This is a genomic window from Escherichia sp. Lx600-2 (assembly GCF_036662595.1).
Taxonomy (GTDB): Bacteria; Pseudomonadota; Gammaproteobacteria; order Enterobacterales; family Enterobacteriaceae; genus Escherichia; species Escherichia coli.
The window spans coordinates 21,275-46,175 of record NZ_JAYQWM010000015.1; the positions used below are offsets into that span (position 1 = coordinate 21,275).

Here is a 24,901-nt window from a genome sequence, read left to right on the forward strand (position 1 = left end):
CGTTGAGTTTTAAACCGGCGGCAGATCGAACAGTAACACTTCGCTGTCGCTATCCGCATGGATGGAGATTGCCTGCTCATCCCAGATTGCCAGACCATCGCTGGTCGAGGCTTTCACGCCGTTAATGGTGACATTGCCTTTCACCACCTGGATCCAGACGCGGCGTTCAGCGGCAATCTGATGCACCGACTGCTCATCTTTCAGCAACGCCCAGCGGTACAGTTCCATATCCTGATGCACTTTCAATGAGCCATCTCGCGCATCCGGCGAGAGCACCAGCTGTTTGCCCTGTACGGCATCGAAGCGACGCTGTTCATAACGCGGCGTAATACCGTTTTCTTCAGGCATGATCCAGATCTGATACAGATGCAGACGCTCGGTGCTGCTTGGGTTGTACTCTGAGTGACGAATACCCGTACCAGCACTCATAATCTGGAACTCACCCGCCGGAACCTGCTCTTTATTGCCCATGCTGTCCTGGTGCTCAACAGTACCTTCCAGCACGTAGGTCAAAATTTCCATATCTTTATGCGGGTGAGTGCCGAAGCCCTGCCCTGCTTCAATCACGTCGTCGTTAATCACGCGCAGCGCGGAGAAGCCCATAAAGTTCGGATCGTAATAGTTGGCAAAAGAGAAAGTATGCCAGGAGTCCAGCCAGCCATGATTTGCATGACCACGTTCATTTGCTTTGCGTAAGTAGATCATTTGTATTCGCCCCCTGAATGATTTCGATGGGCTTAGTGTGGACCCGATCTGCCTGGGATGATAGAGGGTGAAAATTGCCCCCTCTGTTCAAAAAAATTGAACTATTAGAGGGGCCATCAAACTTACTTCGCGAGAGTCACTGTGGAGGGAGAGGCTTGCTCGAATCCGCGTTCAAGGATTTCCAGATTGGTAAGAACTTCAGATTCCTTGACGTAATTTGGCGCACCGTGGGTGATGGTTTGATACAACGCATCATAAACGCGCCCGTAATCGCCCATCTCCGGCTTCATCTCTTCTCTGACCGTCACGCCCTCGTCATTGACATACTCCAGCACACCGACCGAATCATCCGCTGCGAATCCCGGTTCGCCCGGCATAATATTAGCCTTCAGGCTGGTTTCCTGCTGGTCGATACCGTATTTAATAAACGAACCTTTCTTACCGTGAACGATAAATTTCGGATAATCGATTTTCACCAGATGGCTGGTTTTGACGATGGCTTTTAGATCGCCATAAAACAGTTGCGCTTCGAAAGTATCGTCAGGATTGGCTTTAATGCGCAGGCTGCGGATGTCATAAGCGACGTGATCCGGGCGACCGAACAGAGAAATAATCTGGTCCATCGTATGCACACCAAGGCCATAGAACGCGCCATCCTGCGGCAGCCCAGGTTTGGTTTCTGCCACCGGGCGGTAATAGTCAAAATGGCTTTCCACTTCGACAATCTCTCCCAGCTTGCCGCTTTCAATCGCTTTTTTCGCCGTCAGGAAGCAGGAATCAAAGCGACGATTCTGATATGGCGTGACGGTCAGCCCTTTGCTTTTCGCCAGTGCAAACAGCTCTTTCGCCTGCGCAAGTGTCGGAGTGAACGGTTTTTCGACCAGCACATTTTTCCCGGCTTCCAGCGCGCGCTTCGCGTACTCGAAGTGGCTGTCCGCATGGGTGCAGACAACAACCAGCTTAACATCGGGATCGTTTAGCACTTCGTTGAGATCGCTGGTGAAATGGATATGAGAGTAAATGGGAGCTTGTTCTTCCGGCTTTGCATGGCGGCGAAAAATATGCGCGACATGCCAGCTATCCTTGCGGTTAAGTACATACGGCAGATGGTAACGGGTGGTGCTTTTGCCGAAGCCAATAAAGGCGCAGTTGATGACCATGATTTCGTCCTTTTTAAGGTGGTTATTTACACCTTAGCGCAAAGCGGACGTGGTTCCTACTGGAGTGCGCATAACGAACACAAGCACTTCCCGAGGATAAATTGAGAACGAAAGATCAAAAAAAAAGCCAGCACCCGGCTGGCTAAGTAATACTGGAAGCAATGTGAGCAATGTCGTGCTTTCAGGTTCTCCGCGAGGGTCTTCCTGATCGCGAGACAATAATAATCATTCTCATTCGCACTTGTCCAACACTTTTTGCAAAAAAATGCATTTGACTCGCATTCGAAAGTCAATGATGTTGAAAGGGACTTTTACCCCAAAGAGGACAAAGGAATGAGTGAGATAGTGATACGCCATGCTGAAACGCGCGATTACGAGGCCATCAGGCAGATTCACGCCCAGCCGGAGGTGTATTGCAACACACTACAACTACCTCATCCTTCGGAAGGCTGGTGGCCAGAAAGATTGAAAGATCGCCAGGGTTTTAAACAACTGGTTGCCTGCATTGATGGCATCGTAGTGGGTCATCTTTTCATTGAGGCTTATCAAGGCCCACGCCGCAGTCATGTTGCAACTTTTGGTATCTGTGTTGACTCCCGCTGGCACAACCGCGGCATCGCCAGCGCCCTGATCCGCGAATTGATTGAAATGTGCGACAACTGGTTACGGATAGATCGTATTGAGTTGACGGTGTTTGCGGATAACGCCCCGGCAATCACAGTCTATAAAAAATTCGGATTTCACATAGAAGGCACCGGCAAAAATTACGCTTTTCGTAATGGTGAATATGTCGATGCGTATTATATGGCGCGGGTGAAATAGAGAATTTGCAATCTAAGTTTGTCATTTAAGCCCTCACCTACCGGGAGAGGGCTTAAGATATTAATACCCCGCCGTTAAATCATCCACCGAGCGCGGGTCGGATGCGCCGTACAACTCACCGTCCGACCCAACCATAATGCTTTGTGTACTGCCCATCGCCTCTTTCAGCGCCACTTTCTGACCTTTTGCTTCCAGCAGCTTGAGCGTATCCGGGCTAAACCCTTTTTCGACACGCAGCTCGTCCGGCAACCACTGATGGTGGAAACGCGGCGCATTGGTCGCTTCGGCGACATTCATACCATAATCGATGCTATTCACCACCATTTGAAGCACGGTGGTAATGATCCGGCTCCCGCCAGGGCTACCGGTGACCAGCCAGGTTTTACCGTCTTTCACCACAATGGTGGGTGACATCGATGACAGCGGGCGTTTGTTCGGCCCGACGGCGTTGGCATCACCGCCCACCAGCCCATAAATGTTCGGTACGCCCGGTTTGGCGGAGAAATCATCCATCTGGTTATTAAGCAGAATACCGCTCTCGCCCGCGACAATGCCCGTACCGAAGGTGGTGTTCAGCGTATAGGTCACCGCCACCGCGTTACCATCTTTATCCACCACTGAGTAATGGGTAGTTTGATTACTCTCATAAGGCGCAAGCTTACCAGGGCGAATCTCGCTGGACGGTTTCGCTTTATTGATATCGATTTGCTCGGCAATAGATTTGGCATAGGCTTTATTGGTCAGCGCCTGCCACGGGACTTTGACAAAATCCGGGTCGCCAAGATATTCCGAGCGGTCAGCGTAGGCATATTTCTCCGCTTCTGCCATGATCTGCATCGCGTCGGCGCTGCCAAAACCGTATTTCTTCATATCGAAGTTTTCCAGAATATTGAGGATTTGTACGATATGGATCCCGCCGGAGGATGGCGGTGGCATGGAGTAAACCTGATACCCGCGATAATCGCCGCTTATCGGTGTGCGTTCGACTGCTTTATACGCCGCTAAATCTTCTTTAGTGATCAGGCCACCGTTTTTCTGCATCTCCTGGGCAATCTGTTCCGCTATCGTGCCTTTGTAGAATTCGTCCGGGCCGTTTTCGGCAATCATCTCCAGGTTCTTTGCCAGGTTCGCCTGCACCAGCTTGTCGCCCTTTTTCAGCGGCTCGCCCTCTTTCCAGAAGATAGCCTTGCTGTTTTCGTGATTCGGCAGCACTTCGCTCCCGTAGGTTTTGAGATCGTCAGCCAGCGCGTCGTTAACGATAAAACCATCGCGTGCCAGTTTAAACGCTGGCTGCACCACTTTGTTCAACGGCATTGTGCCGTATTTATCCAACGCCAGCGAGAAACCAGCGACCGTACCGGGCGTGCCGGAAGCCAGATGCGAAGTGAGTGATTTTTTGCTGTCCGGGTTGCCCTGGTCATCGAGAAACATATCGCGGGTCGCTTTGGCGGGTGCCATTTCGCGGAAATCGATAGCGGTGGTATTGCCATTTTTCGAGCGGATCAGCATAAAACCACCACCGCCCAGATTCCCTGCCTGCGGATGCGTTACCGCCAGCGCGTAGCCCACAGCCACGGCGGCATCAACGGCATTCCCGCCCTCCTTGAGGATATCCACCCCCACCTGAGTGGCAGTAGCATCTACAGATGCCACCATCCCCTGTTTCGCGCGTACCGGATGAAAGACATCTTCCTCCACGCCGTAAGAAACAGGAGACGGCGCAGGTGGCGCGGCTACCGTACTAAAACAACTTCCTGAGAGCAGAGCAGCAATGGCCACCCGGCGTAAAAACGTCGGTTTTATCATCGTTATTCTCCAGAGATTAAGGGGCAACCCCAGCTAAGCCTGGTATATAACTCTGAATTAATCCTGATGATTGCAGGAAAGGAGTAAACTTAAAGAATATCTTCAGAGGAGGATACGCGATGAAACGACTTCTGATTCTTACGGCACTCCTGCCGTTTTTCGGCTTTGCACAGCCCATTAATACTCTGAACAACCCTAACCAGCCGGGGTATCAGATCCCCAGTCAGCAGCGGATGCAAACCCAGATGCAGACTCAGCAAATCCAGCAAAAAGGGATGCTGAATCAGCAACTGAAAACGCAAACTCAGTTGCAACAACAGCATTTAGAAAACCAGATAAACAATAATTCTCAGCGGGTGTTGCAGTCACAGCCGGGGGAGCGAAATCCCGCCCGGCAGCAAATGCTGCCCAACACCAATGGCGGGATGTTAAACAGCAACCGTAATCCGGATAGTTCGTTGAATCAGCAGCATATGTTGCCGGAGAGGAGAAACGGCGACATGCTGAATCAGCCCGGCACGCCGCAGCCTGATATACCGTTGAAAACTATTGGGCCGTAAAGTTCGGACCAATCACATCAATCGCATCGGTACAGATGCAATCCACGCCCCAGCGCAGCAACTCTGCCGCGCGCTGGGGTTTATTGACGGTATAAACCAGAATCCGTAATCCGGCGTCTTTCAACTGCATCACTCGCGCTTTATCGAGTAACTTATGATTGAGATGAATAGAGACGCAGCCCAGCCGCGCGGTCAGTTCTCGCCAGTCGTCGCGCCACTCATCCAGCAACAAACCGCGCGGCAGTTCTGGTACTGCCTGTTGTGCGGCTTCTAAAGCATCAATCTCAAACGATGACAGTAGCGGCGGCGTCATACCGGCCCACAGCTCGCGTGCCGCCAGCGCCACCATTTTGCCCGTTAATGGCCCGGTGCCAGTGGTGGGTTTGATTTCGATATTCGCCATCATCCCATGTTCGCGACAGCGTTCCGCCACCTGCGAAAGCAACGGCAGCGGCTCACCTTTAAACGCTTTGCCGTACCAACTGCCTGCATCCACACGTAGTAAATCCTGCCAGTTCAGTTCACCCGCGACGCCCCAGCCGTTGCTGGTACGTTCAAGATTGTCGTCATGGAGCAGAAAGATCTCGCCATCTTTCGATAACTTCGCGTCAAATTCGATCATCTTATGACCGTATTTTGCCCCGACGTCGGTTGCCGCCAGGGTGTTTTCCGGGGCCAGCTTACCGCCGCCACGATGTGCGACGATGCGGGGATAAGGCCAGTTACTCATACTCGTTGTCCTGTTTCACCATCAAAAAGATGCAGCTGATTTTCCGCCAGATGCAGCCACAGCGTGCTGCCTGCCGTCGGGCGCTCCTGATGCGCCAGTCGCACCACCAGCTTCTGTTCGCCCCAGCGTCCGTGCGCCAGGTTATCTGCGCCGAGGATCTCCAGCGTGTCCATCACCAGCGGTACGCCGCCTTCTGCCTGCGAGCTTAGCGCAATATGTTCCGGGCGAATGCCGAGAGTCATTTTACGCCCGGCATACTGACGGTAGCCACCGTTTAGCGGTAGCACGATACCGCCGTCCAGTTCAAAATGCGTGCCTTCATTATTCACGCGGCCTGTCAGCAGATTCATCGCCGGACTGCCAATAAAACTCGCCACAAACAGGCTGGCGGGCTTTTCGTAGACTTCAACTGGCGTGCCAATCTGTTCGGCAACGCCGCCGTTCATCACCATTACTCGCTGGGCGAGCGTCATCGCCTCAACCTGATCGTGAGTAACGTAGAGTGATGTCGTTTTCAGGCGACGGTGCAGCTGTTGCAGTTCAAGACGCATCTGTACGCGCAGCTTGGCATCGAGGTTAGAGAGTGGCTCATCAAACAGGAACACCGCCGGATCGCGCACAATCGCGCGGCCCATCGCCACACGCTGACGCTGACCGCCGGAAAGCTCGCGCGGGCGGCGCTTAAGCAGACCGTCCAGTTCCAGAATGCGCGCCGCCTCTTTAACGCGCTCGGCAATTTGCTGCTTGCCCATGCCGCGAATTTTCAGCCCCCACGCCATGTTTTCTTCAACACTCATATGCGGATAAAGCGCGTAGTTCTGGAACACCATCGCAATCCCGCGATCTTTCGGCTCCATTTCGGTCACCCGCTGGTCGTTGATCCAGATATCGCCTTCCGTCACCCGCTCCAGCCCGGCAACCATGCGCAGCAGCGTCGATTTCCCGCAGCCTGACGGCCCGACCATCACGATAAATTCGCCATCCGCCACATCAAGGGTCAGCGGTTTAATCACCTGGGTTTTGCCATCCCAGCTTTTGGTTACTGCCTGTAATTTCAGTCCTGCCATCTTATTTCTCACTATCGACCAGGCCGCGCACGAAGGCACGCTGCATCACTAAAACAATCACTACTGGTGGGATCAGGGTTAACAACATCGCCGCCATCACTGAGTTCCATTCTGTGGTGCCTTCGCCAGTGGCGATCATCCCTTTGATCCCTGCCACGGTGGTGCCGAGATCCACGTCGGTAATAATCAACAACGGCCACAAATACTGGTTCCAGCCGTAAATAAAGGTGATCACAAACAACGCCGCCAGATTAGTTTTGGACAACGGAAAAACGATGTCGCAAAAGAAGCGCATTGGCGATGCGCCGTCGATCCGCGCGGCTTCCACCAGTTCATCCGGTAGGGTCATAAAGAACTGGCGGAAAAGAAACGTCGCGGTCGCCGAGGCCATCAGCGGCAGCGTTAAACCTGCGTAGCTGTCGAGCATCTTCAGGTTGGCGATGACTTCCACCGTCGGGAAGATACGTACTTCAACCGGCAACATCAGGGTGATAAAAATCATCCAGAAAAAGAGGTTACGCAGCGGAAAACGAAACCAGACAATGGCGAATGCCGAGAGCATCGAGACGGTAATTTTGCCGAGCGTAATGCTGAACGCCATCACGAAGCTGTTAAGCAACATCCGCCAGAACGGCGCACTATTTGTGCCTACCCCGTTTACCCAGATGTTGTGGATGTTTTCCAGCAGATGCGTGCCGGGGATGAGCGTCATCGGCGCGGCGTAGATGGCCTGTTTATCCAGCGTCGCCGCGACAAACGCCACGTACAGCGGGAATAGGATCACCGCGATCCCGAGGATCAGCATGGTATGGCTGAATATCGTCAGCCACGGACGGTTCTCAATCATTGGTAACGCACCTTGCTTTCAACATAGCGGAACTGCACCACCGTCAGCACGATGACGAGGAACATCAACACCACCGACTGTGCGGCAGACGAAGCCAGATCCAGTCCGGTAAAGCCTTCACGGTAGATCTTATAAATCAGCGTCGTGGTGGCCTGCACCGGCCCACCGGACGTGGCGGCGTCGATCACCGGGAAGGTGTCGAAGAAGGCATACACCAGGTTCACTACCAGCAGGAAGAAACTCACCGGAGCGATAAGCGGTAGCGCAATCTTAAAGAAGCGGCGAATCGGGCCTGCGCCATCAATGGCTGCGGCTTCAATCAACGAACGGGGAATGGATTGCAGCGCGGCATAGAAGAACAGAAAGTTGTAGCTGATTTGCTTCCACACCGAGGCAAACACCACCAGAAACATCGCCTGACCGCTGTTTTGCGCGTGGTTCCAGTCGTAGCCGAACTCGGCGAGAAAATGAGTGATCAGCCCGCGACCGGGGTTAAACAAAAATATCCACAATACGGCGGCAACGGCGGGAGCCACGGCATACGGCAGCAGCATCAAGGTTTGATAGAAACGACTGCCGCGCACGATGTACTCCACCAGCGCCGCAAAGAACAGCGATACCAGCAAACCGCTGACGGTGACAAAGGTGCTGAATTTTATCGTCGTCCAGAAGGAGTCGATATAGTAGCTGTCATGAAACAGCGCGACGAAGTTATCCAGGCCGACAAACTGGCTAGAGAAACCAAACGGATCGACGCTTTGTAGCGAGTACCACAACGCTTCGCCCGCAGGCCAGATAAAAAAGATAACGGTGATGATGAGCTGCGGCGCGACCAGCAAATAAGGCAACCAGCGCGAGCGGAACACCGGACGGGATGATGACATTACGGTTAATTCCTGAACTGTGCCGGATGCGCTTCGCTTATCCGGCCTACACGCGATGCCAGGTCAGATAAGCGAAACGCATCCGACATTACACTGATTAAGACTTCGTCGATTTCTCAAAGCGGCGCAGTAACTGGTTCCCACGCTCAACGGCGGTATCCAGTGCCTGCTGCGGTGTCTTCTTACCGGTCCACACGCTCTCCAGCTCTTCATCCACAATCACGCGGATCTGCGGCATGTTGCCCAGACGCAGCCCTTTGGTGAACGGCAATGGCGGCTTGTTCAGCATCTGACGCGTCGCGGTATCCGCCCCTGGGTTTTTCTCATAAAAGCCCTGCTCACGAGTCAAGTCATACGCCGCTTTGGTGATTGGCAGATAACCAGTTTTCTGATGCCACTCGGCAGCATTTTCTGGCTTAGCGAGGAAGTCGAGGAACTTCGCCACGCCGGTATAAGTTTCTTTATCTTTGCCCTGCATCACCCACAGGCTGGCCCCGCCGATAATGGCGTTTTGCGGTGCATCTTTCGCATCGGCGTCGTAAGGCATCATGCCTACGCCATAGTTGAATTTGGCGTACTCGCGAATATTAGCGAGAGAACCGGAAGAGGCGGTGGTCATCGCGCAATCACCGTTATAGAACTTCTCGGTGGATTCATCCTTACGCCCGACGTAGCTGAAATCGCCCTTCTTGTTCATCTCTTCGAGCATGGCGATGTGTTTCACCTGCTCCGGCTTGTTGAACTCCAGCACCGCATCCGTGCCGTCAAAGCCGTTGTTTTTGCTGGCAAACGGCAGACCGTTCCAGGCGCTAAAGTTTTCCAGTTGGATCCAGCCCTGCCAGCCGCTGGCGTAGCCGCACTTCATTCCGGAGGCTTTCAGTTTTGCAGAATAGTCCGCCAGATCCTGCCAGGTTTTCGGCGGCTGTTCCGGGTCTAATCCTGCTTTCTTGAAGGCGTCTTTGTTGTAATAGAGAACGGGGGTCGAGCTGTTGAATGGCTGGGAGAGTAAGTGGCCGGTTTTGCTGTCGGAGTAGTAACCGGAAACCGTCGGCACAAACTGCGACTCATCGAATTGAATCCCCGCCTCTTTAAACACGTCATATACCGGTTTAATGGCTTTCGACGCCATCATGGTGGCGGTGCCAACTTCATAAACCTGCAAAATAGCCGGAGCGTTGCCGGTACGAAATGCGGCAATCCCCGCGCTTAAATTCTGTTCGTAGTTGCCTTTATAGGTCGGTACAATTTTGTAATCCGGGTTTTCGGCGTTAAAACGTTGGGCCAGAGAATCCACCTCTTTACCCAGTTCCCCTTCCATAGAATGCCAGAACGGAATGGTCGTCACTGCCTGTGCATTCCCCATTAACGCCAGTCCGAGCGCCAGTGCTGAAGCTGTATAATGTAACGGTTTCATCGTTTATCTCTCTTGTTGTACCGAATGCGCGAATTCACGCGTTTTATGCTCGCGGGGTAACATGACATGCTCGAATTACAGAAAAATAACTTTTTTGTTACATTTGTAAGATAGTAAGGTGTCAGAAAGATGACAAGGCGGTGACGGTACGGGTGAGGGAAAATGGGAGATGGGGCACGGATATCCCGAGAATGCACTGAAAAGAGGCGATTAACGGCCAGCTAATCGCCAGAACTCCTTACCATGAAGAGCAAAAATGGCAGCAAATTCTGCGTCCAGTTTTGCTGCCCGATGAGAGCTACATTTTTCAATTTTAACAAAAGATTGCCGCGACACTGGTCTAACGGCAAAGAAGATTTTCATTGCACCACACTCTGCTTCAACCGTTCATTGGCGGTCTTAATCCATTCCCGGTGGTGTTTTCTATAATGAGGTCTTGAGCGTTTAGCCGTATCAACTACAGCAACATACTGCTCGTTGGCTTCACGTAACCGACTCATTTTCGCCAACATTTCCGCATAGTAAATACGCGCCTGCGGGCCGGGGTAATAAGAAATCAATACTTCAAACTCGCTTTCCGCATCAGCGTATTTTTCTTGTGCGGCTAACGTTCTGGCAAATAACAAATGCCCGTCTGCCGACTGAAAATCAGGGTTATAACGCATCACATCTTCCAGCGTCTGCTGACAGGCGGCGAACTCCTGAATAGCAAACTGTGCCTGCGCCAGGCTTAGCATCATTGCCGCTTCATGGGCGAATATCCCGCTTAACGCCTGCTGATAATGGGGAACGGCTTCGTGGTAACGCTCCAGACGCGCCAGCTCGTTGGCAAGTTGATAGTGGTTTTGATTGGTCTCGGCAATCGCCAGCTCTTCGGTTAATTTGCGCAGGTGACGTTCCGGATTGATTTTGTCCTGCAGGCGCATCAGAAAGGTACGCCCGTGACGGTCAGCGCCCGTTTCTGGCAGCATCACCATGACAAAATACGCCACGCAACCAATCACCGGAAAACAGAAGATGATAAAAAACCAATATCGCTCTTGTCCGGTACGGTAAGCGTGGATACAGCAAAGCATTTCAAGCATGGCGACAACGGCATAATGCATGGGAGGGAACCTTTCCGTGGCAAATAAGTGGTCTGGTTTTAATCCTCCCGGTCAGTTGAAACAAGTCTGTATACGGACGAATAACCCGGCAGAACTTAGCTGCCGGGTTATTGATAATTTACCCGCCTAAATACGCACTTCTCACCGCTTCATTCGCTAGTAGCGCATCACCAGTATCGGAGAGCACTACATGGCCGTTTTCCAGCACGTAGCCGCGATCAGCGAGCTTTAGCGCCTGGTTGGCGTTCTGCTCGACGAGGAAGATAGTCATCCCCTGCTCGCGCAGCTGCTCGATGGTGTCGAAAATTTGCTGGATGATAATCGGCGCAAGACCGAGCGATGGCTCATCAAGCAACAACAAACGCGGGTTGCTCATCAGCGCGCGACCAATCGCCAGCATCTGCTGTTCACCGCCGGACATGGTGCCTGCCCGCTGAACACGGCGCTCATGCAGACGCGGGAACAGTTCATACACCCACTTTATGCGCTCCTGGAACTGGTCGCGTTCGGCAAAGAAGCCGCCCATCGCCAGGTTCTCTTCCACCGTCATCCGCGAGAAGACGCGACGCCCTTCCGGGACAATCGCTACCGCTTCGCGCATGATTTTCGCCGTCTGCCAGTCGGTAATGTCTTTATCATCAAACACAATTCGCCCGCTGGTGGCGCGTGGATCGCCGCATAATGTGCCAAGCAAGGTGGTTTTCCCCGCCCCGTTTGCGCCAATGAGGGTGACAATCTCGCCCTGATTGATATGCAGGCTCACCTCATGCAGCGCCTGGATTTTGCCGTAGTGGGCGCTGACTTTGTCAAAGGACAACATGACTTTTTCCATCTTATGCCTCACCTAAATAGGCACGGATCACGTCCGGGTTATTACGGATTTGCTCCGGCGTACCGTTTGCCAGCGGCGTCCCCTGATTGACCACGTAAATTCGGTCCGAAATTCCCATCACCAGCTTCATATCGTGTTCAATCAACAAGATAGTGGTGTTGTGATGGTTACGCAGTTCGGCAATCAGCTCATCCAGCTCTTTGGTTTCTTTTGGGTTAAGACCTGCTGCCGGTTCGTCGAGCATTAAAATCTCCGGCTGCGTCACCATGCAGCGGGCAATCTCCAGACGGCGCTGGTCACCATAGGCCAGGTTACTCGCCTGACGGTTGGCGTGTTCCAGCAAACCAATACGCTCAAGCCAGGTGGCGGCGCGGTCGAGCGCTTCGCTCTGGGTGCGACGGAAAGACGGCGTTTTCAACAGGCCTGAGAACAGCCCGGTTTTCAGTTGCTGATGCTGCGCCACCAGCAGGTTTTCAATTACCGTCATTTCACGGAACAGACGCACATGCTGGAAGGTACGCACCACGCCCATGCGGGCAATTTGCTGCCCCGGTAAACCTTCCAGATGCTGATCGCGCAGTAAAATGGTGCCTCCTGTGGGTTTGTAGAATCCGGTCAGGCAGTTAAAGACCGTGGTTTTTCCGGCACCGTTAGGACCGATTAACGAGACGATCTCCTGCGGGTACAATTCAAGATTGACGTTATTCACAGCCAGCAGGCCGCCGAAGCGCATCATCAGGCCGTTAACAGATAATAATGGCTGACTCATGCCTGCTCTCCTTTCGCTGCGCCGTTTTTCAGCTTCAGTTGCGGGCGCGTCATGGGCAGCAAGCCCTGCGGACGCCAGATCATCATCAGCACCATCAAACCACCGAGCATTAACATGCTGTATTCGTTGAAATCACGCATCAACTCGCGCGACACCACCAGCAAAATTGCCGCCAGAATTACCGCAAATTGCGAGCCCATACCGCCGAGCACCACTATCGCCAGCACAAACGCCGATTCGGCAAAGGTGAAGGATTCCGGGCTGACAAAGCCCTGACGCGCAGCAAACAGCGTTCCGGCAAAACCGGCAAACGCGGCGCTGATGGTAAAGGCAGTCAGCTTGATACGACGCGGGCTTAAGCCCAGCGAACGGCAGGCGATTTCATCTTCACGCAACGCTTCCCACGCACGCCCCAGCGGCATCCGCAGCAGGCGGTTAATGACAAACAGGCTTAGCACCACCAGCAGCAACGCCACCAGGTAGAGGAAGATGACACGATCGGAGGGATCGTATTTCAGGCCAAAGAAATTACTGAACGTGTCCCAGCCGCCTTCACGAGCGGTACGGCTGAACTCGAGTCCGAAGAGTGTCGGTTTCGGGATCTGACTGATACCGTTCGGGCCGCCGGTAATTTCGGTGTTATTGAGCAGCAATATGCGCACAATTTCGCCGAAACCGAGGGTAACGATCGCCAGATAGTCGCCGCGCAGGCGCAGCACCGGAAAACCGAGCAGGAAGCCCGCCGCCGCTGCCATTAACCCGGCAATCGGCAGACAGGTCCAGAAGCCCAGGCCGTAATAGTGATTGAGCAGCGCAAAGGTGTAAGCGCCGATGGCGTAAAAGCCGCCGTAACCCAGCACCAGCAGGCCAGAAAGCCCTACCACCACGTTCAGCCCGAGACCAAGGATAATGTAGATCATGGTCAAGGTGGCGATATCCACCGTCCCGCGTGAAACCATAAACGGCCACGCCACCGCAAGCACCAGCAGCGCCACGAGAAACAGCTTTTGCCTCACCGTGGAGCCATCAATGGCGGGCAGAATAAACTTCGGTCCGGAAACGCTTTTCAACCCTTTCTGGAAAGCCGGTCGCAAAAGCTGGAAGAAAAAGACCACCGCCGTGCCGATAAACACCCACTGCCAACGGATGTCTGAAGCCGTGTCGACCACCAGTTTGGTGCCATCCAGCTCCAGTTGTACGCCCATAAAGACGCCCGCCAGGACAAAAAACATCGCGGCAGAGAACAACGCCATTGCAATATGCATCGGTTTCATACTTTCTCTACCTCCGGGCGACCCAGAATACCGGTAGGCATCACCAGCAGCACCAGAATCAGCAGGGCGAATGAGACCACATCTTTATATTCCGTACTCAGATAGGCAGAAGAGAGCGCCTCCGCAATCCCCAGAATCAGCCCGCCAATCATCGCTCCCGGAATGCTGCCAATCCCACCGAGCACCGCCGCGGTAAAGGCTTTCATCCCGGCCATAAAGCCGATGTAGGGGTTAATTACGCCGTAGAACTGGCCGAGCAGTACGCCCGCCACCGCCGCCATCGCCGCACCAATCACAAAGGTCAGCGCAATCACCCGGTCGGTGTTAATGCCAAGCAGACTCGCCATTTTCAGATCTTCCGCACAGGCACGACACGCGCGCCCCATACGGGAATAACGAATGAAAATCGTCAGCGCCAGCATGGCGAGGAAAGTAACAATCCAGATCACCGCCTGCATGGTAGTAATAGAGGCAGAGAAGTTTTCGCTATGGCCCACCACCCACTGACCGTTAAACAGGCTCGGCAGCGCCACGTCGCGCGAACCTTCGGTCAGGCTGACGTAGTTTTGCAGGAAGATGGACATACCGATTGCCGAGATGAGTGCAATCAGGCGCTTGGAGTTACGCACCGGGCGATAGGCCACCCGTTCGATACTCCAGCCGTAGGCGCTGGCAATGACGATTGCGCCGACGAATCCCGCCGCCACCAGCAGCCAGCCGGTATCAATGCCCAGCATCATCAGCGCGGCGATGATCATAAAAGAGACGTAGCTGCCAATCATGTAAACCTCGCCGTGGGCGAAGTTGATCATGCCGATAATGCCGTAAACCATGGTGTAGCCGATGGCTATCAGCGCGTAGGTACTGCCCAGCGTGACGCCGTTAAACATCTGCTGCAAGAAATATAAAAACTGCTCAGACATAAGGTAACCTTTCTAAACCCGCCCGCATTTCACGGGCGGTGGGATTTTCACTTGGCTGCCGTGGATGAACCGTCGGCGTGCCACTGGAAGACACCAAAATCAAATCCCTTAAGATCGCCTTTTTCATCCCAGTTCAGCGGCCCAATCACGGTGTTTGCACCGTTAGCTTTTAAATCTTTCACCAGCGCCAGCGGCTCATCGCTGCCGGTACGTTCAAGGGCAGTTGCCAGAGATTGCACCGCCGCGTAGGTGATCCAGACATAAGGCCCGGACGGATCTTTCTTGTCTGCTTTCAGCGCATCAACGATGCCCTGGTTTGCCGGATCCTGGTCATAGCGTTTTGGCATAGTGACCAACATGCCTTCGGCGGCATCACCGGCAATGTTCGACAACGACGCATTACCCACACCTTCCGGCCCCATAAACTGGGTTTTCAGGCCAACGGAACGGGCCTGGCGCAGCATCTGCCCCATTTCCGGGTAGTAACCGCCGTAGTAAACGAAGTCGATGTTTTCTTTTTTCAGGCGGGCGATCAGCGCGGAGAAATCTTTCTCCCCGGCGGTAATACCGTCGAAGAAGACGACGTTGGCGTTAGCCGCTTTCAGCCCGTTCTGCACCGAACGCGCCAGCCCTTCGCCATACTGTTGTTTGTCGTGAATGATGGCGATGCGCTGGGGCTTCACCGTCTCAAGAATGTATTTTGCCGCCGTTGGTCCCTGGGAAGAGTCCAGCCCGGCAGTACGCATAATGTGTTGATAACCGCGTTGGGTCAGCTCCGGGTTGGTCGCTCCCGGCGAGATCATCAGAATACCTTCGTCTTCATAGATATCTGACGCAGGCTGGGTAGAAGAAGAACACAGATGACCAATAACGTATTTAATGCCGTCATTAACGATTTTGTTGGCGACCGCAACGGCTTGTTTCGGGTCGCAGGCGTCGTCATATTCCACGCCAACCAGCTTATCGCCTTTAATTCCCCCTTTGGCATTAATGTCTTTAATCGCCTGACGCGCGCCGTTAAATTCCATATCGCCCCACTGGGCAATCGGGCCGGACATCGCGCCGACAACGGCAACTTTAATATCGTCGGCTAAAGCGGTGTGTGAAATTGCCAGTGCAATCATCCCTGCGATGATAGTTTTCGCATTCCGTTTCATAGTCAAAAATCCCCATTCGTGATGTTGTGTTGCTTTGTTTTTATGTGTTAACAAATCAGACTGTTCTTTTTTTATACTGCACTGTTTTTGCCTGTCTGATTAAGGGTTTAGCGCAGTATTTTGTGATAATAGCGATTAAAGTCCCTATTTTTCAGTCGATTAAGAACAGATAATATTCTGAATTTATTGATAGATAAACAGAAAAAAGCGCCTTTGTCAGCATAAAATAACGGCACAAAGGGCGGAATAATTCACTACCATTCAGGGGATTATGCTGGGTATTTTTCATTCTCTAATGTTTTAACTTTGTAATTATTGCTGTTAAAAAATTAATCACCTGCCAAAAGAAATAAAAAAGAGAAAGCCTCCGATTAAATTATTTCGCTACACTGGTTCCACTTTTGTGATTTACACGGGTTCCCCATGAAGCTGACCATCATTCGATTAGAAAACTTTAGCGACCAGGACCGGATTGACCTGCAAAAGATCTGGCCGGAGTATTCCCCTTCCTCTTTACAGGTTGACGATAACCACCGTATCTACGCCGCGCGTTTTAACGAGCGCCTGCTCGCGGCCGTGCGGGTAACCTTAAGCTGCACGGAGGGCGCACTGGATTCCCTGCGCGTGCGGGAAGTCACCCGCCGTCGCGGTGTGGGGCAATATCTGCTGGAAGAGGTTTTGCGTGATAATGCCAGCGTTTCATCCTGGTGGATGGCGGATGCAGGCGTGGAAGATCGCGGCGTGATGGCGGCGTTTATGCAGGCACTGGGATTTACGGCACAACAGGGCGGCTGGGAAAAGCGTTAATCGTCAAGTTTGATTTCAAAAGTGATGACCAACGAGAAATTGCCTGATGCGCTACGCTTATCAGGCCTACAATGTGTGCTGCAATTTACTGATTTCTTTGGATCTTGTAGGCCGGATAAGGCGTTTACGCCGCATCCGGCATGAAGCAACGTACTCGATATTAGCAATTTGGCGGCAACCCAAAGTTGCCGATTAATGATTACTTCGCATCGGTCGCCGTGCCGTTGGCGTGCCAGTCAAACACACCGAACTCAAAGCCTTTCAGATCACCTTTCTCATCCCACGTCAGCGGACCCATCACGGTATCAACCGAGTTCGCTTTCAGGTATTTGGCGATCTCAGCCGGATCGTCAGACTGATTCAGGCCCGCCTGCAAAGATTGCAGCGCGGCGTAGGTGGTCCAGACGAATGCGCCGCTTGGGTCCTGTTTTTTCGCTTTGATCGCATCAACAATGGGTTTGTTCGCCGGAACCTGATCGTAGTTCTTCGGCTTGGTCACCAGCAGCCCTTCCGCTGATTCGCCCGCAATGTTAGACAGCGAAACGTTAGCCACGCCTTCCGGCCCCATAAACTGAGTTTTCAGCCCTGCCGCGCGTGCCTGACGCAGGATTTGCCCCATTTCCGGGTGATAACCGCCGTAGTAAACGAAGTCGATATTCTCTTTTTTCAGACGCGCCACCAGCGTTGAGAAATCTTTTTCCCCGGCGGTGATACCATCAAAGAACACCACGTTAGCATTGCCTTTCTTCAGGCCGTCCTGCACCGCTCGCGCCAGACCTTCGCCGTATTGCTGTTTGTCGTGAACGATAGCAATACGCTGCGGTTTCACTTTCTCAAGAATATATTTCGCCGCCGTCGGCCCCTGGTCGGAGTCCAGGCCGGTAGTGCGCAGGATCAGCTGATAGCCACGGGCGGTCAGCTCCGGCGCGGTTGCCGCTGGGGTGATCATTAAAATGCCTTCGTCTTCGTAGATGTCAGACGCAGGCTGCGTTGATGAAGAACAGAGGTGACCAATCACATATTTAATGCCGTCGTTAACGACTTTGTTCGCCACCGCAACCGCCTGTTTCGGGTCACAGGCATCGTCATATTTTACGATTTGCAGTTTGTTGCCTTTAATGCCGCCTTTAGCGTTGATATCCGCAACCGCCTGCTCTGCGCCGGTAAACTCCTGGTCACCGTACTGCGCAACCGGACCGGACATTGCGCCCACGACCGCGACTTTAATATCTTCTGCCAGAGCCATATTACTGAATGCCAGCGCGATACATCCTGCCAGTAACGCTTTACCCTTTATGTTCATCCTGAGAATCCCCATTCTTCTGGTTATTACGTGTGTTGTGATGTTGTTGTTCAGCACTTTATTTCGTTTTATGCATGACTACCCGTGCTTTAGCAGCATACTCTGCTAAAACATACCCGATTTTTATGATATTGGAATAGCTATTTTGACAGTTTATTAACAATCTGCGTGGGGATTGGCGTTTTGCCGGAGGGGAAATTGATTATTGTAGAGGCCCAAAAAACAAAAACCCCGGACTCGCATCCAGGGTTCTCTGCTTAATAGCGGAAATTACGCTTCTATAGCAGCGCGCAGTTTTTTCATCGCGTTCTTTTCCAGCTGGCGTACACGTTCAGCGGAAACACCGTAACGGTCAGCCAGTTCCTGCAACGTGGACTTGTTGTCTTCGTCCAGCCAGCGCGCGCGGATGATGTCCTGGCTGCGTTCGTCCAGACCCTGCATCGCGTCGGTCAGACGGTTTGCTGCCTGCTCTTCCCAGTTATCATCTTCAATGCCGTCGGCAAAGTTAGATGATTTATCCTGCAGATAGAGCACCGGTGCCATCGGTTGGCTGTCGGAATCGTCGTCGGAAGACAGGTCAAAGGTCATGTCCTGTGCCGCCATACGTGATTCCATCTCACGTACGTCTTTGCTGGTTACGCCCAGTTCACGGGCCACCATTTCGACTTCATCCTGGTTAAACCAGCCCAAACGCTGCTTGGTTTTACGCAGGTTGAAGAACAGTTTGCGCTGCGCTTTGGTGGTCGCAACTTTGACGATACGCCAGTTACGCAGAACGTATTCGTGGATCTCTGCTTTGATCCAGTGAACGGCGAAGGAGACCAGGCGCACACCCACTTCCGGGTTAAAACGGCGCACTGCTTTCATCAGGCCGATGTTACCTTCCTGAATCAAATCCGCCTGTGGCAGGCCATAGCCCGCATAATTACGAGCAATATGAACAACAAACCGCAGGTGAGACAGGATCAGCGTTTTAGCTGCTTCCAGATCGCCATGGTAATGCAGCTTTTCAGCCAGCGCCCGCTCCTCGTCAGCCGACAACATCGGCCACGCGTTAGCTGCCCGGATGTAGGAATCCAGGTTGCCAACTGGGGCTAAAGCTAAACTTTGCATTTTGTCAGTCATTCAAATCCTCTCAATCGATATCTTCTGGCGCTTCAGTGGTAGCAACAACTGTGCCAGAGCTTAAGAGCAACGAGGTTATCATTCACTGTTTTATCAGACCGTGATTTTATCCACAAGTTCAATGCAAGCTTGTGAATAAATTACGCACAAAATGTGACATAGAGATGAAATACCGGGAAGAGACAACGGGGTCTCTTTCCCTACTACGGAACCCATTGCAGGGAAAGAGTATAACACGCTTTTATTATTCAGGCGTAAAGTGGCGTAAATGTTGTACCGTGGCAAGCCACGCTGCCACCCAGCCAATCATCGAGCATACCAGCAGCAATAGCAGGCATTCATCGAACGATAAGCCATTGATATCAAACTTCGTTCCGAAAACCTGTGCCACTTCCGCAACCGCCGATGACAATCGCAGTACCAGAATTTCTGACAAAATTAGTGACAACAATGCGCCAGAAAACCCCAGCAATGCGCCACCGTACAGGAACGGGCGCAGGATGAAACCATCCGTTGCACCAATCAGTTTCTGCACGTTAATGGAGTCACGACGAGCAAAGATACTCAGGCGTACACTGTTACCGATGACGAGGAACACTGCCGCCACCATCAACACGCCGATCATCGCCGAAACGCGCCCGACCAGCCCGGTCAACGCCGCCAGACGAGCAAACCAGCTGTCATCCATCCGCACTTCGTCAATGCCGTTAATCTGCGTGATACGATCGCGCAGCGTATTCAGTGATTCCGTCCCCTGAAAATCGAGTTTCGGGATCACCACCGCCACTGCCGGAAGCGGGTTTTCTTCCAGCATATCCAGCGCACCACCAAAACCAGACCAGTTACGGAACTCACCCAGTGCGTCTTCACGAGAAAGATAATTCACTTTCTCCACGCCTTGCTCGGCCTGCAACTGTGCCACCACGCCCGCAGCAGCGTCATCGTCCAGCGTTTTTTGCAGATAAACAGTGATTTGCGGTGACGGATAATATTGCGTCGCCGCCTGGTTAACGTTTTTGTACACCATATAACAGACGCTGGGCAGCGTCAGGGAGATGGCGATAACCATCACCGTTAAAAACGTGGCGAACGGTTTGCTTTTCAGATCCTGCAATGCGCCGTGGAAGGCATAGCGCACCTGTTCGTTGAAAACGTTGGTTTTGCGATTTACCGGTTTTGGCGAGGATTTCGCGCGTTTCGGTGCGTTACGACCGCCGTCGCCTGAGCCGCCGACCGATTTACGGAAGCGATCAAGACGCCCGCCAAACTGCCGAATATGATTGATTGCATCGCGCTTATTCATGGCCCACGCCTCCATGCAAGTGACCATCGCTCAGGGTGAGCATGCGATAGGAACGCCGCGAAATCAGGTTGATGTCGTGCGTTGCCATCAATACGGTTACCCCAACGCGGTTAAACTCTTCAAACAGACGTAGAATCCCTTCCGACAACGCGTCGTCCAGGTTACCAGTCGGTTCGTCCGCCAGCAGTACCGCGGGCTTATTCACCACCGCGCGGGCAATGCCAACACGCTGTTGTTCACCGCCGGAAAGCTGAATAGGAAAGTTCTTCGCTTTGTCCAGTAGCCCGACTTTATCCAGCGCCGCCGACACCCGGCGACGAATATCGTCACCGCTGGCACCGGCGATAATCAGCGGGATCGCCACGTTATCGTAGACAGTACGGTCCATCAGTAGATGGTGATCCTGGAAAATCATGCCAATCTGGCGGCGCAGAAACGGAACTTCACGGTTTTTCAGACGCGTGATGTCATGGCCGCTAAACCAGATTTTCCCGGCGCTGGGCCGCTCAATCCCACAGATCAGCTTCAGGAGGGTACTTTTCCCTGCGCCGGAATGACCGGTCAGAAACGCCATCTCACCCGGCTGCATATGGAACGTAACGCCCTGCAGCGCCTGTCTCCCACCGAGATAAGCCTTGCTGACATGTTCAAAGCGAATCATTGTTAATCCTCTCGGGCAAAAAGTGCCTCTATAAAGTCGTCCGCCTTAAACGGACGCAAATCCTCAATACGTTCGCCGACACCAATGTAGCGGATAGGGATACCAAACTGGTCAGCCACCGAGAAAATTACCCCGCCTTTCGCCGTGCCGTCCAGTTTCGTTAGCGTGATGCCGGTTAAGCCAACAGCTTCGTGGAACAGTTTGGCCTGGCTTACCGCGTTCTGCCCGGTGCTGGCATCAATAGTCAGCATAACTTCATGCGGCGCTTCAACGTCGAGTTTCTTCATCACGCGGACGATTTTCTTCAACTCTTCCATCAGATGCGATTTGTTCTGCAGACGTCCGGCGGTATCGGCAATCAGGACGTCGATATTACGCGCTTTAGCTGCCTGAATGGCGTCGAAGATAACAGAGGCGGAATCCGCACCGGTATGCTGGGCAATCACCGGAATATTGTTGCGCTGACCCCAGACCTGAAGCTGTTCAACCGCTGCTGCACGGAAAGTATCGCCCGCCGCCAGCATCACCGATTTACCCTGCTGCTCAAACTGACGCGCCAGCTTACCAATCGTCGTGGTTTTACCCACACCGTTGACGCCCACCATCAGGATCACGAACGGCGTTTTACCTTCAACATTCAGCGGCTCATCGACTTTCGCCAGAATCTCGCCCATCTCTTCTTTCAGCAGGCCATAGAGCGCCTCGGCATCACGAAGCTGCTTGCGGGATGCGCCTTCCGTCAGATTGGTGATAATTTTACGTGTGGTTTCCACGCCCACATCGGCGATCAACAGCTGTTCTTCCAGCTCTTCAAAAAGATCATCGTCGATTTTTTTACCGCGGAACAGGCTGATAAATCCGGAACCGAGGTTTTCTTTGGTTTTTAACAGGCTGCGTTTCAGGCGCGCGAAGAAACCTTCTTTGGTCGGCTTTTCCTGCTCCTGAGCAATTTCTCCCACCGGCTGCTCTTCTTCTGCCGGAGGAACCACCATCACCGCCTCTTCTGCCGCTTCGGCAGCCAGCGCCTGTGTTTCCAGCTCTTCGTCGGTGATTTCTTCTTTAGCCGCTTCTTCTTCCGCCGCTTCGACAATCTCTACGGTTTCCGCTTCAGCCTGCCACTCTTTTGGCGAAACCTCTTCGGCGTTGACGTCTTCCGGCAACGGCAGTTCTTCACGTTCGATAGCCACTGGCTCCGGCGTTTCTTCTACGACCGGTTCCGGCTGTGCAACGACTTCCGCTTCAGGCTGCGCTTTTTCACTTTCAGCTACCTGTTCAGTGACTTCCACAACTTCGGCAGCAAAAGTTTCCGCCTCGGCTTCAGTATGCGCCTGCGGCTGCTCTTCAACGGCTTGTTCAGAAGCCTTCACAGGCTCTTGCGCCTGAACGATTTCTTCTACAACCGGTTGTTCATTCTGAACTTCTGTCTCTTTTTCCGGGGTCTGCTCTTTTTGACCAAAGCCCAGCCAGGAAAAAAAGCCACGTTTTTTTTCTTTCGCCATTTGCGACTACACTCCTCGCTGTTGCTTCATGGCACAGCGTTAACGCTATGTACATAGCAGCTAAAAAAATGATGAAATAGTCTATCACTTAACTTAATTCACATCACCGCCTGCAAGTATGTGTTATCTGGCGGATTGAGCAATTTATCATGAAAAAACCGAATCATTCCGGCAGCGGCCAAATCCGCATTATTGGCGGGCAGTGGCGAGGCCGTAAACTCCCGGTTCCTGATAGCCCAGGTCTGCGCCCCACCACCGACCGCGTACGCGAAACGTTATTTAACTGGCTGGCTCCGGTCATTGTTGACGCCCAATGTCTGGATTGCTTCGCCGGAAGCGGCGCACTGGGGCTGGAAGCGTTATCACGCTACGCTGCGGGGGCCACGTTGATTGAGATGGATCGTGCAGTTTCTCAGCAGTTAATTAAGAACCTGGCGACACTAAAAGCAGGCAATGCACGCGTGGTGAACAGCAACGCAATGTCATTCCTGGCGCAAAAAGGCACACCGCATAATATCGTGTTTGTCGATCCACCGTTCCGCCGTGGCTTGTTAGAAGAGACGATAAATTTACTGGAAGATAACGGCTGGCTGGCTGATGAAGCCCTGATTTATGTCGAAAGCGAAGTCGAAAACGGTCTGCCCACTGTTCCGGCAAACTGGTCATTACATCGGGAAAAAGTGGCGGGTCAGGTGGCTTATCGGCTGTATCAACGCGAAGCACAAGGAGAAAGTGATGCTGATTAATATTGGACGTTTGTTAATGCTCTGCGTTTGGGGATTTTTAATCCTCAACCTGGTGCATCCCTTCCCGCGTCCGCTGAATATTTTCGTTAACGTGGCGCTGATTTTTACCGTGCTGATGCATGGTATGCAGCTGGCGCTGTTGAAATCGACCTTGCCGAAAGATGGCCCGCAGATGACCACCGCCGAAAAGGTGCGGATTTTCCTTTTCGGCGTGTTTGAACTGCTGGTCTGGCAGAAGAAATTTAAAGTTAAAAAATAACCTTATTGTTTGCCTACAAAGCTGACAAAGCGCGTTCCTTTATAGCTCAGCGTACCTTTATCGCCCACTGTCAGGGCGTGGTACTGCTGGGCGTCGAGGCGAAACGTTTGCTCCATTCCTCCGCTTTGCGGTTTGAAGCTTGCCTCATAGCGTATACTGGTGCCTGCCGGAGTCACTTCTTGCTGGCGCGAACGGCGATCGTTAATCGGTTTTTCCCGCTTGTTGCTCACCACCACCAGCTTTTGCTGGAGCGGAGCCATATCATTATCAGCTTTTTCCCGTCGCTGTTGCATAAAACGAAACGATGCGGCGACGACAATTAAGCCAATGATAACAATAAAGAAAAGAGGTGGTTTGCTCATCTTTATCCCTCATCGGAAAATGCGGAATTAAGCATACCCTGCCAGTTATGGTGTTGTCATCCGTCCACCCTCGCCACTAAACTGGAAGCAAGACCGTAGGCATTCCGCCTACGAAAAAATAACGAATTCAAGGAACTAAGATGCTTTGGTCGTTTATCGCTGTCTGTCTTTCCGCATGGCTATCTGTGGATGCATCGTATCGTGGGCCAACCTGGCAACGCTGGGTGTTTAAACCGTTAACCCTTCTTCTCCTGCTGTTACTGGCCTGGCAAGCGCCGATGTTCGACGCCATTAGCTATCTGGTGCTGGCAGGGCTGTGCGCCTCACTGCTGGGCGATGCGCTAACCCTGTTGCCACGTCAACGTCTGATGTACGCCATCGGCGCGTTTTTCCTCTCGCACCTGCTGTACACCATCTATTTCGCCAGTCAGATGACGCTCTCTTTCTTCTGGCCTCTGCCACTGGTGTTGCTGGTTCTGGGCGCGCTGTTACTGGCGATTATCTGGACGCGGCTGGAAGAGTATCGTTGGCCCATCTGCACGTTTATCGGCATGACGCTGGTGATGGTGTGGCTGGCAGGTGAACTGTGGTTCTTCCGTCCGACCGCTCCGGCACTCTCTGCGTTTGTCGGCGCTTCGTTGCTGTTTATCAGTAACTTTGTCTGGCTGGGTAGCCACTATCGCCGACGCTTCCGTGCGGATAACGCGATTGCTGCGGCCTGCTACTTTGCCGGTCACTTCCTCATCGTCCGCTCGCTGTATCTCTGATAAAACTTGACTC

Annotated in this window: 26 protein-coding genes; 6 read left to right on the forward strand and 20 right to left on the reverse strand. The window is 52.8% G+C overall.

Annotation, left to right across the window (positions count from 1 at the left end; genetic code table 11):
• Positions 1 to 9 precede the first annotated feature (9 nt).
• Both yhhW and OQV04_RS07940 read right to left on the reverse strand, forming a co-directional pair.
• Positions 10 to 705 (reverse strand): quercetin 2,3-dioxygenase, encoded by a 696-nt coding sequence (yhhW, locus tag OQV04_RS07935; RefSeq protein WP_000639811.1) that lies wholly within the window; start codon positions 703 to 705, stop codon positions 10 to 12.
• A gap of 122 nt (positions 706 to 827) precedes the next feature.
• Complete coding sequence (locus OQV04_RS07940) at positions 828 to 1,865, reverse strand: oxidoreductase (protein ID WP_032281729.1); 1,038 nt, start codon at positions 1,863 to 1,865, stop codon at positions 828 to 830.
• Positions 1,866 to 2,198: 333 nt separating this feature from the next.
• Here OQV04_RS07940 and yhhY point away from each other — a divergent pair, with 333 nt between their 5' ends.
• A complete protein-coding gene (gene yhhY / locus OQV04_RS07945; RefSeq protein WP_032281730.1) occupies positions 2,199 to 2,687 on the forward strand; it encodes an N-acetyltransferase in 489 nt (162 codons plus the stop codon).
• Positions 2,688 to 2,747: 60 nt separating this feature from the next.
• On the opposite strand, the gene ggt is transcribed toward yhhY, so the two are convergent.
• The gene (gene ggt / locus OQV04_RS07950; protein ID WP_247806591.1) at positions 2,748 to 4,493 is read right to left on the reverse strand and encodes a gamma-glutamyltransferase; all 1,746 of its coding nucleotides are present in this window, start codon (positions 4,491 to 4,493) and stop codon (positions 2,748 to 2,750) included.
• A 119-nt stretch (positions 4,494 to 4,612) separates the two neighbouring features.
• On the opposite strand from ggt, the gene OQV04_RS07955 reads away from it, so the two are divergent.
• The gene (locus OQV04_RS07955; RefSeq protein ID WP_032281732.1) at positions 4,613 to 5,053 is read left to right on the forward strand and encodes a DUF2756 family protein; all 441 of its coding nucleotides are present in this window, start codon (positions 4,613 to 4,615) and stop codon (positions 5,051 to 5,053) included.
• Here OQV04_RS07955 and ugpQ read toward each other — a convergent pair.
• From ugpQ to livK, 11 genes are all read right to left on the reverse strand, one after another.
• The gene (gene ugpQ / locus OQV04_RS07960; RefSeq protein WP_032281733.1) at positions 5,040 to 5,783 is read right to left on the reverse strand and encodes a glycerophosphodiester phosphodiesterase; all 744 of its coding nucleotides are present in this window, start codon (positions 5,781 to 5,783) and stop codon (positions 5,040 to 5,042) included. The two genes, OQV04_RS07955 and ugpQ, sit on opposite strands and share 14 nt — an antisense overlap.
• Positions 5,780 to 6,850: a sn-glycerol 3-phosphate ABC transporter ATP binding protein UgpC gene (gene ugpC / locus OQV04_RS07965; protein ID WP_000907798.1), complete on the reverse strand. Its 1,071-nt coding sequence runs from the start codon at positions 6,848 to 6,850 to the stop codon at positions 5,780 to 5,782. Before ugpC ends, ugpQ begins: the two co-directional genes overlap by 4 nt.
• A gap of 1 nt (position 6,851) precedes the next feature.
• Positions 6,852 to 7,697: a sn-glycerol-3-phosphate ABC transporter permease UgpE gene (gene ugpE, locus OQV04_RS07970; protein WP_032281734.1), complete on the reverse strand. Its 846-nt coding sequence runs from the start codon at positions 7,695 to 7,697 to the stop codon at positions 6,852 to 6,854.
• Entirely contained in the window at positions 7,694 to 8,581 is an 888-nt protein-coding gene (gene ugpA / locus OQV04_RS07975) for a sn-glycerol-3-phosphate ABC transporter permease UgpA (RefSeq protein WP_000099272.1), read from the reverse strand. The genes ugpE and ugpA overlap by 4 nt, the downstream gene beginning before the upstream one ends.
• Before the next feature lie 97 nt (positions 8,582 to 8,678).
• The gene (gene ugpB / locus OQV04_RS07980; RefSeq protein ID WP_000803204.1) at positions 8,679 to 9,995 is read right to left on the reverse strand and encodes a sn-glycerol-3-phosphate ABC transporter substrate-binding protein UgpB; all 1,317 of its coding nucleotides are present in this window, start codon (positions 9,993 to 9,995) and stop codon (positions 8,679 to 8,681) included.
• 359 nt (positions 9,996 to 10,354) lie between these two features.
• A complete protein-coding gene (locus OQV04_RS07985) occupies positions 10,355 to 11,101 on the reverse strand; it encodes a tetratricopeptide repeat protein (protein ID WP_023308415.1) in 747 nt (248 codons plus the stop codon).
• Between the two features lie 118 nt (positions 11,102 to 11,219).
• Positions 11,220 to 11,933 (reverse strand): high-affinity branched-chain amino acid ABC transporter ATP-binding protein LivF, encoded by a 714-nt coding sequence (gene livF, locus OQV04_RS07990; RefSeq protein WP_000416895.1) that lies wholly within the window; start codon positions 11,931 to 11,933, stop codon positions 11,220 to 11,222.
• Position 11,934: 1 nt separating this feature from the next.
• Positions 11,935 to 12,702 (reverse strand): high-affinity branched-chain amino acid ABC transporter ATP-binding protein LivG, encoded by a 768-nt coding sequence (gene livG / locus OQV04_RS07995; protein WP_032281736.1) that lies wholly within the window; start codon positions 12,700 to 12,702, stop codon positions 11,935 to 11,937.
• Positions 12,699 to 13,976, reverse strand: coding sequence for a branched chain amino acid ABC transporter permease LivM (gene livM, locus OQV04_RS08000; RefSeq protein WP_032281737.1), 1,278 nt, complete (start codon positions 13,974 to 13,976; stop codon positions 12,699 to 12,701). Before livM ends, livG begins: the two co-directional genes overlap by 4 nt.
• The gene (gene livH / locus OQV04_RS08005) at positions 13,973 to 14,899 is read right to left on the reverse strand and encodes a high-affinity branched-chain amino acid ABC transporter permease LivH (protein ID WP_001295097.1); all 927 of its coding nucleotides are present in this window, start codon (positions 14,897 to 14,899) and stop codon (positions 13,973 to 13,975) included. The genes livM and livH overlap by 4 nt, the downstream gene beginning before the upstream one ends.
• A 47-nt stretch (positions 14,900 to 14,946) precedes the next feature.
• Positions 14,947 to 16,056 (reverse strand): high-affinity branched-chain amino acid ABC transporter substrate-binding protein LivK, encoded by a 1,110-nt coding sequence (livK, locus tag OQV04_RS08010; protein WP_032281738.1) that lies wholly within the window; start codon positions 16,054 to 16,056, stop codon positions 14,947 to 14,949.
• Between the two features lie 423 nt (positions 16,057 to 16,479).
• On the opposite strand from livK, the gene panM reads away from it, so the two are divergent.
• A complete protein-coding gene (gene panM / locus OQV04_RS08015) occupies positions 16,480 to 16,863 on the forward strand; it encodes an aspartate 1-decarboxylase autocleavage activator PanM (RefSeq protein WP_032281739.1) in 384 nt (127 codons plus the stop codon).
• Between the two features lie 199 nt (positions 16,864 to 17,062).
• Here the strand turns inward: panM and livJ are convergent, their stop codons facing one another.
• The 5 genes from livJ to ftsY form a co-directional block, all read right to left on the reverse strand.
• A complete protein-coding gene (gene livJ, locus OQV04_RS08020) occupies positions 17,063 to 18,166 on the reverse strand; it encodes a branched chain amino acid ABC transporter substrate-binding protein LivJ (RefSeq protein WP_001021996.1) in 1,104 nt (367 codons plus the stop codon).
• A 270-nt stretch (positions 18,167 to 18,436) separates the two neighbouring features.
• On the reverse strand, positions 18,437 to 19,291 hold the full coding sequence (rpoH, locus tag OQV04_RS08025; protein ID WP_000130217.1) for an RNA polymerase sigma factor RpoH: 855 nt from the start codon (positions 19,289 to 19,291) through the stop codon (positions 18,437 to 18,439).
• A gap of 244 nt (positions 19,292 to 19,535) precedes the next feature.
• Entirely contained in the window at positions 19,536 to 20,594 is a 1,059-nt protein-coding gene (gene ftsX / locus OQV04_RS08030) for a permease-like cell division protein FtsX (protein WP_001042003.1), read from the reverse strand.
• Entirely contained in the window at positions 20,587 to 21,255 is a 669-nt protein-coding gene (ftsE, locus tag OQV04_RS08035; protein ID WP_000617723.1) for a cell division ATP-binding protein FtsE, read from the reverse strand. The genes ftsX and ftsE overlap by 8 nt, the downstream gene beginning before the upstream one ends.
• 2 nt (positions 21,256 to 21,257) lie before the next feature.
• Complete coding sequence (gene ftsY, locus OQV04_RS08040) at positions 21,258 to 22,754, reverse strand: signal recognition particle-docking protein FtsY (RefSeq protein WP_032281740.1); 1,497 nt, start codon at positions 22,752 to 22,754, stop codon at positions 21,258 to 21,260.
• A 149-nt stretch (positions 22,755 to 22,903) separates the two neighbouring features.
• Between ftsY and rsmD the strand changes: the two genes are divergently transcribed.
• Together rsmD and OQV04_RS08050 are read left to right on the forward strand one after the other, a co-directional pair.
• Entirely contained in the window at positions 22,904 to 23,500 is a 597-nt protein-coding gene (rsmD, locus tag OQV04_RS08045; RefSeq protein WP_000743193.1) for a 16S rRNA (guanine(966)-N(2))-methyltransferase, read from the forward strand.
• Complete coding sequence (locus tag OQV04_RS08050; protein WP_001295207.1) at positions 23,490 to 23,759, forward strand: DUF1145 family protein; 270 nt, start codon at positions 23,490 to 23,492, stop codon at positions 23,757 to 23,759. Before rsmD ends, OQV04_RS08050 begins: the two co-directional genes overlap by 11 nt.
• Positions 23,760 to 23,761: 2 nt before the next feature.
• On the opposite strand, the gene OQV04_RS08055 is transcribed toward OQV04_RS08050, so the two are convergent.
• Entirely contained in the window at positions 23,762 to 24,121 is a 360-nt protein-coding gene (locus OQV04_RS08055) for a DUF2500 domain-containing protein (protein ID WP_032281741.1), read from the reverse strand.
• Between the two features lie 140 nt (positions 24,122 to 24,261).
• Here OQV04_RS08055 and OQV04_RS08060 point away from each other — a divergent pair, with 140 nt between their 5' ends.
• A complete protein-coding gene (locus OQV04_RS08060) occupies positions 24,262 to 24,888 on the forward strand; it encodes a lysoplasmalogenase (protein ID WP_000964718.1) in 627 nt (208 codons plus the stop codon).
• The last annotated feature ends 13 nt before the right edge of the window (positions 24,889 to 24,901 follow it).

Bases quoted from the DNA above. Each gene is read 5' to 3' on its own strand.
- livG (WP_032281736.1), bottom strand. From the start codon at position 12,702: ATGAGTCAGCCATTATTATCTGTTAACGGCCTGATGATGCGCTTCGGC.
- OQV04_RS08060 (WP_000964718.1), top strand. From the start codon at position 24,262: ATGCTTTGGTCGTTTATCGCTGTCTGTCTTTCCGCATGGCTATCTGTG.
- ftsX (WP_001042003.1), bottom strand. From the start codon at position 20,594: ATGAATAAGCGCGATGCAATCAATCATATTCGGCAGTTTGGCGGGCGT.
- ftsE (WP_000617723.1), bottom strand. From the start codon at position 21,255: ATGATTCGCTTTGAACATGTCAGCAAGGCTTATCTCGGTGGGAGACAG.
- livM (WP_032281737.1), bottom strand. From the start codon at position 13,976: ATGAAACCGATGCATATTGCAATGGCGTTGTTCTCTGCCGCGATGTTT.
- ugpE (WP_032281734.1), bottom strand. From the start codon at position 7,697: ATGATTGAGAACCGTCCGTGGCTGACGATATTCAGCCATACCATGCTG.
- rpoH (WP_000130217.1), bottom strand. From the start codon at position 19,291: ATGACTGACAAAATGCAAAGTTTAGCTTTAGCCCCAGTTGGCAACCTG.
- livK (WP_032281738.1), bottom strand. From the start codon at position 16,056: ATGAAACGGAATGCGAAAACTATCATCGCAGGGATGATTGCACTGGCA.
- rsmD (WP_000743193.1), top strand. From the start codon at position 22,904: ATGAAAAAACCGAATCATTCCGGCAGCGGCCAAATCCGCATTATTGGC.
- ftsY (WP_032281740.1), bottom strand. From the start codon at position 22,754: ATGGCGAAAGAAAAAAAACGTGGCTTTTTTTCCTGGCTGGGCTTTGGT.
- livF (WP_000416895.1), bottom strand. From the start codon at position 11,933: ATGGAAAAAGTCATGTTGTCCTTTGACAAAGTCAGCGCCCACTACGGC.
- ugpQ (WP_032281733.1), bottom strand. From the start codon at position 5,783: ATGAGTAACTGGCCTTATCCCCGCATCGTCGCACATCGTGGCGGCGGT.
- OQV04_RS08050 (WP_001295207.1), top strand. From the start codon at position 23,490: ATGCTGATTAATATTGGACGTTTGTTAATGCTCTGCGTTTGGGGATTT.
- yhhW (WP_000639811.1), bottom strand. From the start codon at position 705: ATGATCTACTTACGCAAAGCAAATGAACGTGGTCATGCAAATCATGGC.
- OQV04_RS08055 (WP_032281741.1), bottom strand. From the start codon at position 24,121: ATGAGCAAACCACCTCTTTTCTTTATTGTTATCATTGGCTTAATTGTC.
- panM (WP_032281739.1), top strand. From the start codon at position 16,480: ATGAAGCTGACCATCATTCGATTAGAAAACTTTAGCGACCAGGACCGG.
- livJ (WP_001021996.1), bottom strand. From the start codon at position 18,166: ATGAACATAAAGGGTAAAGCGTTACTGGCAGGATGTATCGCGCTGGCA.
- ugpA (WP_000099272.1), bottom strand. From the start codon at position 8,581: ATGTCATCATCCCGTCCGGTGTTCCGCTCGCGCTGGTTGCCTTATTTG.
- ggt (WP_247806591.1), bottom strand. From the start codon at position 4,493: ATGATAAAACCGACGTTTTTACGCCGGGTGGCCATTGCTGCTCTGCTC.
- ugpB (WP_000803204.1), bottom strand. From the start codon at position 9,995: ATGAAACCGTTACATTATACAGCTTCAGCACTGGCGCTCGGACTGGCG.
- yhhY (WP_032281730.1), top strand. From the start codon at position 2,199: ATGAGTGAGATAGTGATACGCCATGCTGAAACGCGCGATTACGAGGCC.
- livH (WP_001295097.1), bottom strand. From the start codon at position 14,899: ATGTCTGAGCAGTTTTTATATTTCTTGCAGCAGATGTTTAACGGCGTC.
- ugpC (WP_000907798.1), bottom strand. From the start codon at position 6,850: ATGGCAGGACTGAAATTACAGGCAGTAACCAAAAGCTGGGATGGCAAA.
- OQV04_RS07940 (WP_032281729.1), bottom strand. From the start codon at position 1,865: ATGGTCATCAACTGCGCCTTTATTGGCTTCGGCAAAAGCACCACCCGT.
- OQV04_RS07955 (WP_032281732.1), top strand. From the start codon at position 4,613: ATGAAACGACTTCTGATTCTTACGGCACTCCTGCCGTTTTTCGGCTTT.
- OQV04_RS07985 (WP_023308415.1), bottom strand. From the start codon at position 11,101: ATGCATTATGCCGTTGTCGCCATGCTTGAAATGCTTTGCTGTATCCAC.